The sequence below is a fragment of the Aerococcus mictus genome, from assembly GCF_003286595.3.
Classification (GTDB): domain Bacteria; phylum Bacillota; class Bacilli; order Lactobacillales; family Aerococcaceae; genus Aerococcus; species Aerococcus mictus.
This window is the reverse complement of the sequence record NZ_CP132985.1, coordinates 1,942,555-1,955,749: the sequence shown is the minus strand read 5'-3', so window position 1 is coordinate 1,955,749 and position 13,195 is coordinate 1,942,555. Positions and strand designations below refer to the sequence as shown.

13 protein-coding genes are annotated in these 13,195 nt (G+C 40.3%); 12 read left to right on the top strand and 1 reads right to left on the bottom strand.

Features of this window, described 5'->3' with window-relative positions; translation table 11 throughout:
• Positions 1–19: 19 nt before the first annotated feature.
• Positions 20–1,087 carry an AEC family transporter gene (locus DBT49_RS08990; RefSeq protein WP_013668735.1) on the top strand — a complete coding sequence of 356 codons (1,068 nt, stop codon included), beginning with the start codon at positions 20–22 and terminating at the stop codon, positions 1,085–1,087.
• Positions 1,088–1,152: 65 nt separating this feature from the next.
• Positions 1,153–2,160 carry an NAD(P)-dependent oxidoreductase gene (locus DBT49_RS08985; protein ID WP_070558897.1) on the top strand — a complete coding sequence of 336 codons (1,008 nt, stop codon included), beginning with the start codon at positions 1,153–1,155 and terminating at the stop codon, positions 2,158–2,160.
• A gap of 106 nt (positions 2,161–2,266) precedes the next feature.
• Here the strand turns inward: DBT49_RS08985 and DBT49_RS08980 are convergent, their stop codons facing one another.
• Positions 2,267–3,199 (bottom strand): sugar-binding transcriptional regulator, encoded by a 933-nt coding sequence (locus tag DBT49_RS08980; protein ID WP_013669770.1) that lies wholly within the window; start codon positions 3,197–3,199, stop codon positions 2,267–2,269.
• Positions 3,200–3,427: 228 nt separating this feature from the next.
• Between DBT49_RS08980 and DBT49_RS08975 the strand changes: the two genes are divergently transcribed.
• From DBT49_RS08975 to manA, 10 genes are all read left to right on the top strand, one after another.
• The gene (locus DBT49_RS08975) at positions 3,428–4,300 is read left to right on the top strand and encodes a MurR/RpiR family transcriptional regulator (RefSeq protein ID WP_013668902.1); all 873 of its coding nucleotides are present in this window, start codon (positions 3,428–3,430) and stop codon (positions 4,298–4,300) included.
• A gap of 226 nt (positions 4,301–4,526) precedes the next feature.
• Positions 4,527–5,510, top strand: a complete 984-nt coding sequence (locus DBT49_RS08970; protein ID WP_013669916.1) for a type I phosphomannose isomerase catalytic subunit — start codon at positions 4,527–4,529, stop codon at positions 5,508–5,510.
• Positions 5,511–5,537: 27 nt separating this feature from the next.
• Positions 5,538–6,173 carry a 3-hexulose-6-phosphate synthase gene (hxlA, locus tag DBT49_RS08965; protein ID WP_013669197.1) on the top strand — a complete coding sequence of 212 codons (636 nt, stop codon included), beginning with the start codon at positions 5,538–5,540 and terminating at the stop codon, positions 6,171–6,173.
• 2 nt (positions 6,174–6,175) lie between these two features.
• Entirely contained in the window at positions 6,176–6,739 is a 564-nt protein-coding gene (gene hxlB, locus DBT49_RS08960; protein ID WP_013670107.1) for a 6-phospho-3-hexuloisomerase, read from the top strand.
• 23 nt (positions 6,740–6,762) lie between these two features.
• Complete coding sequence (locus DBT49_RS08955) at positions 6,763–7,236, top strand: PTS sugar transporter subunit IIA (RefSeq protein WP_013669325.1); 474 nt, start codon at positions 6,763–6,765, stop codon at positions 7,234–7,236.
• A gap of 12 nt (positions 7,237–7,248) precedes the next feature.
• A complete protein-coding gene (locus tag DBT49_RS08950) occupies positions 7,249–7,563 on the top strand; it encodes a PTS fructose transporter subunit IIB (RefSeq protein ID WP_041705804.1) in 315 nt (104 codons plus the stop codon).
• Between the two features lie 16 nt (positions 7,564–7,579).
• Positions 7,580–8,626 carry a PTS fructose transporter subunit IIC gene (locus DBT49_RS08945; protein WP_111872456.1) on the top strand — a complete coding sequence of 349 codons (1,047 nt, stop codon included), beginning with the start codon at positions 7,580–7,582 and terminating at the stop codon, positions 8,624–8,626.
• An 86-nt stretch (positions 8,627–8,712) separates the two neighbouring features.
• On the top strand, positions 8,713–9,423 hold the full coding sequence (locus DBT49_RS08940; RefSeq protein ID WP_013668581.1) for an HAD family hydrolase: 711 nt from the start codon (positions 8,713–8,715) through the stop codon (positions 9,421–9,423).
• A gap of 178 nt (positions 9,424–9,601) precedes the next feature.
• On the top strand, positions 9,602–11,551 hold the full coding sequence (locus DBT49_RS08935) for a fructose-specific PTS transporter subunit EIIC (protein ID WP_013669673.1): 1,950 nt from the start codon (positions 9,602–9,604) through the stop codon (positions 11,549–11,551).
• Between the two features lie 51 nt (positions 11,552–11,602).
• Positions 11,603–12,550: a mannose-6-phosphate isomerase, class I gene (gene manA, locus DBT49_RS08930; protein ID WP_013668684.1), complete on the top strand. Its 948-nt coding sequence runs from the start codon at positions 11,603–11,605 to the stop codon at positions 12,548–12,550.
• Positions 12,551–13,195 lie beyond the last annotated feature (645 nt).

The following is a 13,195-nucleotide window of genomic DNA, read 5'->3' as shown; positions in this document are numbered from 1 at the left end:
TTATAGAGGAGCTATTTTTATGTCGTTTGGTGAAATATTGATAGCTACCCTGACAAATATGAAGTTTATTTCGGCAATTACTTCGACGATTGGGATTATCTTGATTGGTTATATTTGCAGACGTCGTGGCATCTTTAACCAACATGTTTCTAAAGTCTTGTCAACGGTAGTTTTAAAGTTAGCGATTCCATGTATGGCCTTCAATGCCTTTATGCAAGATTTGAATGTCCAACAACTCCACCAAAGTATGAGTGTTTTGGTATGGGGCCTGTTAATTTATTTAGTTTTTATTGTTATTACCCGTCTTACTTATGCGCGTTATGAGGGGGACACCCAACTTGTTTTACGCATGTTAACGATTTTTGGCTCGACAACCTTTTTTGGGATTCCAATTGTGTCAGCGGTTTACGGGGCTGACGGGGTCATTTACGCCAATGTTTTTAACATCGGTTACCGGATCTTCTTATATTCCTATTGCTATATCTTGATGAGTGGTTTGCAATTTAAAAAGAGCAACCTCAAAAGTATCTTCCTCAATCCGACGATCTTATTTACCTTGGCGGGTTTACTGATTTGGGCTATGCAGGCTTATCTGCCCCATGTCACGGTGGAAACCCTGGCCAAGACTGGAGAAATGGTTGAGCGTCAAGCCCCAATTCTCCGCTTTGACTTAACCCTACCTTGGTTATACCAATTGATGAACTATTTATCTAAATTGGCTTCACCATTGGCCTGGTTATCAATCGGGGCAACTCTTGGTGAAAGTGAAATTACCGAAGCGGTTAAGGACAACAAGGTGTGGTACTACGCCTTTAATAAAATGCTTATTGTTCCATTGATTACTTTAGTCTGTGGGATTTTATTCACGGTGACGAACACTCTCCCAATGGATTATGCCGCAATTGGGACGACTGTAGTGATGATGGCGACTCCACCGGCCAGTGTGGCGGTCTCCTATGCGATTGGTTTTGGACGTGAAAGTAAGCTAGCCTCGAACGCCTCTTTTGTAACCACCTTAACGGCTACCCTAGCCATCCCAATTTGGCTGGTGGTAATTGAAATCTTAAAAACCAGTGGGATTATTTAAATTTTTTGAGTGAACGTGCATTAAAAATTAATAAATATGAGTAAAAAGAATAAGGAGAGATTGTAATGACTTTTAAAGTAGCTTGCTATGGGGTACGGTCGAACAAAGTGGATATTTTTAACCAATATAATAAGTATAATTATGACCTAACTTTAATTGAAGAATTATTGACTGAAGATAATATTGAAACCGCTAAAAGCCATGATGCTGTCCTACTCAGAGGAAACTGTGTGGCCAATCGGAAAAACCTGGAATTACTGAAATCCTGGGGCATTGATTTAGTTTTCACCCGGACTGTGGGAATTAACCACATCGATATGGACGCTATCCGCGACTTAGGCCAAGTGGTCGCTCGAGTACCAGGCTATTCTCCGAATGCCATTGCCGAATTAGCAGTGACCCTGGCCATGAGTTTGTTGCGTAATGTGCCTTATACTACTGAAGCGACCGCTAAGGCATACGATTTCCGTGTGAAACCTCGTATGTTTAGTCGCGAAGTGAGAAATTGTACGGTGGGAATCATTGGTTGCGGACGTATTGGCGTGACCGAAGCTAAACTCTTCCAAGGTTTAGGAGCTAGGGTGATTGGTTATGATATCTATCAATCTGATGCGGCCAAAGAAGTCGTTGAATTTAAAGACACCCAAGACGAACTCTTAAAAGAGGCTGATATTGTAAGTATTCACTCGGCCTACATTGAAGGTGAAAATGACAAGATGATTAACCGTCATTTTATCGAAACCATGAAAGATGACGCTATCTTAGTCAATACTGCCCGAGGAGAACTCCAAGACAACCAAGCCATTATCGATGCCCTTAAAGCAGATAAATTGTATGGCTTTGCGGCCGATGTGCTCCCCAATGAAGGACCAATTTTCTTCCACAACTTCGATCGTTTAGAAGATGTTCCTGATGAAACGGTTCAAGAATTGATTAAGTTATATCCAAGAGTCCTGCTAACTCCTCATGTAGGTTCCAACACCGATGAAGCAGTCAAAAACATGGTGGAATATTCCATGGATAATTTTGAAGAATACCTTACCACTGGGAAAGTTGCTAATTTGGTGGAGTAAGGGTAAGTCATACCCAAAAAGTAAAAACTCCTTCCAATGAAAATAGGCCTATGATGAAAGGAAAGTCGTCATAGGCCTTTTAAGTCGATCTGCTGTTGTTAAGTCGCTAAATATTCTCCGTCAAGAACCGGGCCGTATCAATATCTGTAATCAATTCATCAACATACTGACTCTTAATGGCGGAGAGAATACTTATATGTTTTTTTCGCCCGCCAGCGATACAGATTTTACGGTCAATTTGAGCAAAGGCCTTTTGGGAGACGCTGATGCGGCGTTCTTCTAACTCTTGAAGGATTTCTTTACCTTCTTGGTTAAGGAAAATAATGGAGGCAATATCACTCGTGGTATCACTTTCCTTGATGAGGGCTGTCTCTTTTTCGGACAGGTAGCCGGTCGAGATAATATTATTTTCTTCGTCATTAGGGTTACCGATACTGAAGATGGCGATGTTGGCTTGACTGCTTCTATCAATAGTGGCCAAGACGTTGGGGTCGTGCATGTACATGTCGGCAGCAACTTGGCTTTGGGCGAAGGCTGGGGCTAGGATGGTAGCTGACTTGGCCAGATAGTTTTCGGCAAATTGGTTGGCGATGGAATTGGAATGGCGGTTGAAGTTCTTATCTCCGTGACCGCCGATCAGGGGAGTGAAGAGCGTCTTTTTATTCAGATTGCCGTAGCAATACTTGGTCAATTCTTGTAGGGTCTTTCCCCATCCCACAGCGATCGTGTCGCCTTCTTCAAGAATAGTATTTAAATAAGAGCCAGCCATTTGGGCTAGGGATCCGCGGACGTCATGGTTATGGATATCCGTAATCATGACGTTTTTAAGTTGAAAACTTTCTTTAATGGTGCGTTCAACATGCTCGTAGTTAGGGGTGTCATTAACAACGACGGTTATAATACCCATATCACGGGCTTTTTTGAGCATACGGGAGACTTTGATGCGAGAAATGCCCACCTGGTCAGCGATTTCTTCCTGGGTCAGGTTGTGGTAGTAGTAGAGTTTAGCCACTCGAATAAGATCTTTTTTACTGTTCATGTGTTCACCTCGTGGTATATATAACAATGATACGGGAAGAAGAGAAAGAAAGGCAAGAAATTTATAAATAATTTTTTAGTGACAGAAAATTATTAATTTTTCTATGGGGTTAATGGGTGTAGAAATAAATAATTATCTCCAATGAGTAAAATGTGTTTATATTTTGCAGGAAAGTGCTTTCTGCTATAATATGATTTATCGTGAATGGTTAACTAAGGAGGTGTATTGATGGAAACCAACATAGCAGAACTGATTAAGCAAAAGTATAATCATTTGCCCAATTCACAGAGAAAAGTCGCTGATTATATTTTAAATCATGGTGGTGAGGTCATGAATCATACTTTGTCTGATTTAGCGGCTAAATCGGGAGTTAGTATTCCTAGTGTGGTTCGTTTTACGCACACCATTGGCTACTCTGGCTTCAGTGAATTTAAGAAGGCTATCTTACTAGAAACGGGTCAACAACAGAACCAAGACAATGGCTTTGAGAAAAATTCTCGTGTCAATCTCGATTTTTCGCCTAAAGATTCCTTAAGTGATGTTCCCAAGATGGTGGTGGACAAGTCTATACGAGGCATGCAGGATACCTTGAACTTGCTAGATAGGAATGATTTTGAAGAGGCCATTACAAAAATTATTTCAGCCAAACGGGTAAGTATCTATGGAATAGGAACGTCTTCCAGTGTTGCTTTAGACTTTGTCAGCCGTCTGATCCGTATCGGCATACCAGCGACTTATTATTCAGATATTCATTTACAGCAATTGGCTGTTCACTCCTACACAGAGGATGATTTATTGATCGGGATTTCTCATTCTGGAGCCACAATGGATGCCGTGGATACCCTGAAATTAGCAAAGTCAAGAGGGGTACAAACGATTGCTTTGACTAACTATAAATCCCATTTTATTAATGAATATGCTGATATTTCTCTTCTCACCGGTGATAATGAAACCTCTTTATACAGTGAGACCATGGTTTCACGTATTTCGCTTTTGACTCTGATCGATATGTTATATATTGGAATCATTTTGAGTGACTATGATCACTATACCCAACAGCTTGAACAAATTAGTCATTTCGTCGATAGTAAAAATTACTAATACGGTCTCTTTTTTTACGACTATATGTATAAATTATACAGTTAGGAGAATAGATAATAATTTTTATACCACTCCAAATGCCTTCAACACGGGCGATTGGAGTGGTTTTTATATTCTCCAAGCATAAACACTGAAAAAATAGTAAAGAAAGCGCTTTACAAATGTATGTATTAATTATACAATACAAGTGAGAAAAAGATAAAAATATACAAAAGGAGGAAATGTAATGGCGCTCAACTTATATCCAATGATTTTTGAAGATAATTATAAACATCATATTTGGGGCAATGTCAACCGCCCAGAGCACAATAAAGTTTCTGACCAAGAGGAAGGATTTTCAGAAAGTTGGGAGTTATCGACTCATCCTAACGGCCCTAGTGTGATCGCTAACGGTGACCTAGCTGGTAAACAATTAGTCGATGTATTTAATGAGGATAAGACAGGGATTTTAGGAAGCTTCGCTGATAGCTTTGACGAGTTTCCATTATTGATTAAATTTCTAAATACCAAAACCCGTCCTTCAGTTCAAGTTCACCCTAATGATGAGCAGGCCCAAGAATTAGAAGATTACCCCTATGGTAAGGGTGAACTCTGGTACTTCCTAGACAAGGACCAAGATACCTTTGCGGTCTGTGGTGTTAAACCAGGAGTAACTAAGGAAGAATTAAAGGCAAACTCTAAAAATATTTTTGATTATCTAGGTAAATACCCGATTGAAAAGGATTCATTCTTTAATTTACCACCTGGGACTGTGCATTCTCCAGGTGAGGGGTGTCAGTTTATTGAGATTCAACAATCGAGTGATATCACCTATCGGATTTATGACTACGACCGCTTAGGTAAGGACGGTAAGCCGAGAGAATTGCATCTTGATAAAGGCATTGAATGTATCGACCTGAACTATCAGCCGGATACGGGCGATCCCAAGATTTTAGAAGAAAACGACCACTATAGCGAAGCTAAGATTGCTGACCAAAAATATTTTGAAGTCAACCGTGTCCAAGTGAAAGACAGCATCAAGGAAACAACGGATGGCGGCCCTGTTATCTTAATCTTTATTGAAGGTAGTGCCACCATCGAGGACGCTGGGAAAAATCTGGCTGTTGAACAGATTGAAACCGTTCTTATTCCTGCGTCACTAGATGAAGTAACCATTAAGGGAGATTGTACTTATCTGAAAGTAACTATCCCTGACGCATTAAAGGCATAATAAAAAATAAAAAGGAGAATACTAACAATGACTGCAAAATTACAACTCGCTTTAGATGATATTAGTTTAGAAAAAGGCTTAGAACTCGTAAAACAAGTGAAAGATTATATTGATATTGTTGAAATCGGGACCCCATTTATGATGGAGTACGGTATGGAAGCGGTTCGCCAAGTCAAAGCAGCTGTGCCTGAAGTTGAAGTCCTCTGCGATGCTAAGATTATGGATGCGGGTTACCTTGAAGCTAAGGAAACCTTTGATGCTGGGGCCGATTACGTGACTGTCTTAGGGGTAACAGACAACTTAACCATCAAAGACGTTGTTAAAGCGGCTAAAGAAGCCAATGCTAAAGTCATGGTCGATATGATTACCATTACCGATATTGCTAAACGGGTTGCTGAAGTAGAAGAATTAGGAGTCGATGTGGTTGCTGTTCACACGGGTGTTGACGCTCAAGCAGCGGGCCGTACCCCACTAGAAGACTTAGCAGAGATGAGTAAACACGTCGATAACACCGTTACTGCTGTTGCCGGTGGAATTAAAGTAGACACGGTTGCTGATTACATGCAATACAATCCTCAAATAATCATTGTCGGTGGAGGTATCCTACACGCCGATGACCCCGTTCAAGCAGCAAAAGAATTGAAAGAACAAATGGAGGCTTAATCATGAGTGCAAAAAATTATGTTAAAGAAATTTTAGAAGAATTACTACACAACGTTGCCTATGAAAATGATGATCAATTAAATGACCTGGTGGAAGCTATCCTAAAGGCCAACCATATCTTCTTAACCGGGGCTGGGCGGTCAGGAGTAGGCATTCGTGGCTTTGCTAACCGTTTGATGCACTTAGGTTTCTCTGTCAGTGTGATTGGAGAAATTACTAACCCCCACACCCATGAAGGAGACTTATTAATTGTTGGTTCTGGATCCGGTGAAACCGATAGCTTGGTATCCACTGCCAAGAAGGCGAAAAAGAATGGCGTTAAGATTGCGATTTTAACTATGGATGTGGAATCGACCATTGCTAAATTAGCCGATGTTGTGGTCTTACTTCCTGGGGTATCCCCTAAATTACAACATTCTGGAATGGATATTACTTCCATCCAACCCATGGGCTCAGCCTTTGAACAGTTACTCTTCTTAACTGGTGACGGGATCATCCTGGAATTAATGGATCGGACGGGTGAAACTTCAGATTCTATGTTTGCTCGTCATGCCGATTTAGAATAGTGAAGAAAAAGAAGGAGGATGACATGGAAAATCAAATCGATGCTATTGTTCCTCAAGCAATGATCTTATTAGACGAAGAAGTTGAAAATAGAGATGCAGCCATCCATCATCTGGTCAGCCAAGCCAAGGAAGCTAACTTAGTCAATGATGTGAAACAAATGGAAGAAGCGGTCTTAGCACGTGAAGCTGAGGTTTCGACTGCTGTAGGCTATCAAGTAGCTATTCCTCATGGTAAATCTGAGGCGGTCAACCGACCCTTTATCGGTTTTCTTCGTTTGAAGGATACCATGCTATGGAATGATAGTGATGAAGTGAAATTAATCTTCTTAATTGGCGTCCCTGAAAGTAATGTGGATAATATTCATTTACGCTTTATCGCCCAATTAAGTAAAAACTTATTAAATGAAAACTTTAGAGCCTTTATTTCTAAAGAAAGTAGTCAAGACAAATTGTATGAATTTTTTAAAGAAATTGATTTTAGTGTGAATAGAGATTAGGGAGGATTCACCATGAAAGTTGTCGGAGTATCAGCTTGTCCAACGGGCATTGCCCATACTTATATGGCCCAGGAAGCAATCGAAAAAGAAGCTAAAGCGAGAGGCTATGAATGCAAAGTGGAAACCCAAGGGAGCATGGGGATTGAAAATGAGTTAAGTCAAGAGGAAATTGATGCAGCGGATGTAGTTATTTTTGCAGTAGCCATTGAAGTTGAAGACGAAGAACGCTTTGAAGAAAAAGAAAATCAAAATAAAGTACTCACCGTAGAACCCGGTGAAGTCATTAAAAACCCTCAAGCTATCTTTGACCAATTAGAAGAATTATAGCTAGGGGGAGAAGAGAATGAAAGATAATAAAATTTGGAAAGACCTAAAGAAAGCTTTTAATACAGGTGTTTCCTATATGCTTCCCGCAGTGGTTGTGGGGGGGATCTTTTTAGCCGTTGCTTTATCAACGGGTACAGCGACAGACGCTGGTTTAGAAATCACCAATCCTTTCATGAGAAATTTGAACGAATTAGGGAATGCCGGCTTTGCCATGATGATCCCCTTGCTAGCAGGCTATATTGCCCATAGTCTGGCCGGTAAACCGGGCTTAGTGCCAGGGATGATTTTAGGGTATGTTGCTAATAATCCTATTGGCGCTAATCAAGTAAAAACGGGTTTTCTAGGAGCTATGATTCTAGGCGTCTTAGCGGGTTACTTTGTTCGTTGGCCTAAGACTTGGAAAGTTCCACAAATGTTAAAAACCATCATGCCTATCCTAATTGTTCCTATTGCAACGGTTTTTGTGATTGGGATGCTTTATGTCTACCTCATTGCTACTCCAATTGGAGCCTTTATGGATGCCTTAGTCAGATTACTATCAGATATGCAGGGAGGAAGTTCACTGCTTCTGGGAGTCTTGATTGGCGCTATGACAGCGGTTGATATGGGTGGACCAATTAATAAAACGGCCACAGCCTTTACCATCGCTCTCATGGCAGAAGGTGTTTATGCGCCAAATGGTACCCATCGGATTGCTTGTGCAATTCCCCCGTTGGCCCTTGCTATTTCTACTTTTATTGATGGGAAGAAATATGACGAATCGGACCGGAATTTAGGTCTATCGACCTTCTTTATGGGCCTTATCGGCATCACTGAAGGGGCTATTCCCTTCGCTGTAAAAGATATGAAGAGTGTCTTACCGGCAATTATTATTGGTAGTGCAATAGGTGGTGCCATTGGAATGATGAATGGGGTTGAATGTTTAGTCCCTCATGGCGGCTTAATCGTCCTACCTGTTGTTAATGGTAAGCTCTGGTATACACTAGCTATTTTTATCGGCGCTATTGTTGCAGCAATCATTCTTCATTTCACTAAGAAAAATATCAATCAGGAAAATATTTAGCAAACACTCCCACAAATAACTGTAGGTACAATTAGGCCACAGTTATTGGTTGGGAGTTTGTTTTTAATAAGGAAGGGAGTAAGTCGATGACGGCAAAAAAACTATGCTTAGTTTGGGATTTAGATGACACCCTCTATCAAAAGAGTGATATTTTTAAGAAGGCTAATGAGAAATTTAAGGAGGTAAGACGGGACTTTGACCCTGATCAGCTCGATTATCAAGTATTTAAAAGGATGAGTAATCTAGCCTATGATCGAGCAGCTCAAGGGGATTACTCTAATCAAGAGATGTGGCGGGACCGCATTCAATTAGCTATGAAAGAAATAGGGATTCAAATAAGTGATGAGGAGGCTGATCACTGGCAACACTTATACAGTCAAAGTCAAGCGACCATGAGCCTTTCTCCCAAATTGGAACAAGTCTTTTATTGGTTGATTGATCAGGGCGTTCCTTTAGGGATTATTACTAATGGATTAAGTGACCGCCAATGGCAGAAAGCGCGCTATTTAGACCTAGGTCGCTGGTTTTCCTCAAATCGCATTGTTGTCTCGGGAGACATTGGTATCGAAAAGCCTGACCCGCGAATCTTTGATTATATGAAGCAAATTATTGGCGAAGATTATGATTATTGGTACATTGGTGACTCTTACCAGCATGATATTAGAGGGGCTCATGCTGCGGGCTGGCACAGCATCTGGTTAAATTACCATCAACAAGATCAAGCAGATAGCCAAGCCGACCTATCAGTAAACGATGAAGGCCAGCTACAGGCGGCGATTGAGAATTTGCTTAAATAAAAAATGATAGAATCCTTAAAATCACTTCAGTCATGGAGTGATTTTTCTTTGCCAAAAATGTATTGGGAGATGGTATACTTTAGGGTGGAGATAAAAGGGTTTTCATATAGAAAGGAGACTATCGAGAAAAGTTTAGCGCTATAATTTATTTATTATCAATAGAAAGAAGGATAGAAGGATGGCTAAGAAAGTTTTAGCGATCACTTCCTGCCCAACCGGAGTTGCTCATACCTATATGGCTGCCGAAAATTTGGAGGAAGCAGGGAAGAAAATGGGGGTTGACGTTAAGGTTGAAACCCATGGATCGATAGGTGTTGAAAATGATTTCACATATCAGGAAATTGAAGAAGCTGAAGGAATAATTATTGCAGCGGATACCGATATTGACAAGTCACGCTTTGCGGGGAAAAGAGTCATTGAAGTGGCTGTTAGACAAGGGATTGATCGCCCGGAAGAATTAATTCAATCCATCTTAGATGGCAAGGGCAAAGTAATGAAAGGTCAAGCCGTCAAAAGTGAAGAAAAAGAGGAAATGGGTGTTGGAAAAACTATCTACCGGAGTATCATGAATGGGGTTTCCTTTATGATTCCTTTTGTTGTTACCGGCGGGCTCCTCATTGCTATAGCCCTATCCCTAGGCGGAGAAGCGACTCCAGAAGGCTTCGTGATTCCTGAAGATAGTATTTGGTTCCATGTCAATAATATTGGTGGAGCAGCCATGTCCTTTATGGTTCCTATCCTAGCTGCTTATACGGCCTACGGAATTGCTGAACGTCCCGGTTTAGTACCAGGTATGGTCGGTGGTTATATTGCAGTCAATGGGAGCTTTTATGGGAGTGAAGCTAACACTGGATTTATTGGTGGTATTATTGCCGGTATTATTGCTGGTTACGTGGCTAAATGGATCAAATCGATCAAGGTGCCAAAGGCCATGCAAACAGTGATGCCCATTATCTTTATTCCGATTATTTCAAGTTTAGTGGTTGGATTTATCTTTATTTTCCTAATTGGAGCACCAATTGCCGCAATGTTTGATGCCATGACCCATTGGTTAGCTTCCCTACAAGGTAGTAGTAAGATCTTTTTGGGTGCCATTATTGGAGCAATGATTTCCTTCGACATGGGTGGTCCCTTTAATAAAACGGCCTTTCTTTTTGGTTCAGGCTTAATCGCTGAAGGATCCTATAGTGTCATGGGTGCCAATGCGGTAGCTATTTGTATCCCTCCACTAGCCATGGGGATTTCTGCACACCTCTATAAGAAGAAATTTACTGAAGTTGACCGGCAAACGGGTACAGCTTCCTTTTTAATGGGACTATTTGGGATTACTGAAGGAGCCATTCCTTTTGCTGCTCAAGACCCCTTCCGTGTGATTCCGTCTATCATGGGTGGTTCCATCGTTGGGGCTATCATTGCCATGATGACCGGTGTTGGCGACCACGTGGCTCATGGAGGCCCTATTGTTGCAGTGCTAGGAGCAGTGGATAATGTCGGCTGGTTTACTATTGCTGTTTTGATTGGGGTCGCTGTCAGTGTGGCCTTAATCGGACTATTGAAGCAAAATATTGCAGATAATCCGGGCCTGGCCACTGCTGAAGTTGAAAGTGCTGCAGCTAGTGAAAGTGATCAAGAAACGACAGAAAGCCAAGGAGCAGTAAACAGTATTCATGATTTAACGGATATTACTGAAGAACATTTAATGGATCTCAATCTTAAGGCAAGTACAAAAACTGAAGCCTTTAAGGAAATGTTAGCTTTTAAGGGAATCGATCAATTTATCAATGATAAGGAAACCGTCCTCGAAGCCCTAGAAGCCCGCGAAGCAGAGAGCACCACCGGAGTCGGTCAGCAATTAGCCATTCCCCACGCCAAATCAGCGGCAATTGACCAAGTAAAAGTGCTTTACGGTTATTCTGAAAAGGGGATCGACTGGGATAGTATGGACGGCCAACCCGCTAATATGGTCTTTATGATCTTAGTTCCTGAACACGAAAAAGGGAACACCCACCTCAAAATCTTACAAATGCTATCGCGGAAGCTAATGAATGATGATTTCCGGACTGCAGTGATGAATGCAAAGACAAAAGAAGAACTCTATCAATTGTTTAAAGAAATCACAGTAGAATAGACCCTGCTGATTGATAGTTAGTGAGTCAGTAATAAAGGAGAAACAAGCGTTATGGATGTTATATTTTTACAAGCTGCCCTGCATGAAAAAATTTGGGGTGGGACCAAGTTACGTGATGACTATCATTTTGATATTCCCTCTGAGACAACAGGGGAAGCATGGGTAATCAGTGCCCATCCTAATGGGCCAGCAACCGTTATTGGAGGAGAATTTGCTGGTTTAACTCTGCAAGAGCTCTATGATAAAGAACCTGAACTCTTTGGCAGAAAAGAGGGTGGGAAATTCCCTTTATTGGTAAAAATTATCGATGCTAAGGATGACCTATCTGTCCAACTTCATCCTAACGATGCCTATGCCTTAGAGCATGAGAATGAACTCGGCAAAACTGAAAGTTGGTATATCTTAGCAGCCGAGCCTGGGGCCCAAATTGTCTATGGACATAATGCCCAAAGTAGAGCAGAGTTTGAAGAGATGATAAAAGATCATAAATGGAAGGAACTCTTGCATTATGTGGATGTAAAGCCAGGCGAATTCTACTATGTGCCGGCAGGAACTATTCACGCTATTGGTAAGGGGATCACTATCTTAGAAACCCAACAAAATTCAGATACCACTTATCGAGTGTATGATTATGACCGTAAAGATAAGGATGGTAAGCTCCGCGACCTCCATCTCAAGCAATCTTTGGATGTTGCTCAGGTTCCTCATCAAGATCCTGAATTAGATGAATGGGAAAAGAAATATGGGAAGAGTTCCATCAAACATTTTGTCACTGGTAAGGATTTTGCTGTCTACCGTTGGCATGTGGATGGCGAATTAAAGGTTGATTTACCTGAAGATTATTATTTAGCTACTGTGGTTGAGGGCCAGGGGAAACTGTTTGTTAATGACAATGGCTACTCCATTAAAAAAGGACAATCCTTCATTTTACCGTATGAAGTGACGGAAGTAAGGCTTGAAGGCCAAGTGGAATTGATTGTTTCGCATGTGGTGAAGTAGGAATAGATATAGGATCTTTTTAATAAGCACTGAAAGTTTATCTTTTGGTGCTTTTTTCATTATGTATAGTAATAGATGGTCAAATATAATAAACTGAATTATATATAATTGATAGAATATAAAAAATTAAGATTAATTTATTAATAAGTTGAATTTACTCCACCTAATATTTGTAAAAAATAATAACCGATTGAAACTCTATCAAGCTATGGATTTTTGATTTAGGATAGGTATTTAATAAAATATGTATGACAATTCAAATATTTAAGTGAACTTAAATGTATATTCTAATGAAATAGGGAACCTATAGATGCAATAAGCAACTATAGGTTCCCTTATTCTATTCTTTTAATGAAAATTTAGTAAATATTATTTAAAAATACTTAATTTTATAGTTTTGTAGAAATAGGAAATTTCTTATTAAGGATGCCTAAATAATGATTTATACTAAAAATAACTAATAATATATATTAGAAGATCATAATAGATAGTGGTTATATAATAAATACTAAATTGTATAGGCTATCTCTTAGTATAACCATTTTAATGGATATTTACTTATTATCAACAATCAATGTTGAAAAAGCTGTAATCGCCTTCATTAGGTGTAGATGCTAGGATATATTTAAAGAAGATCTAGCTAGT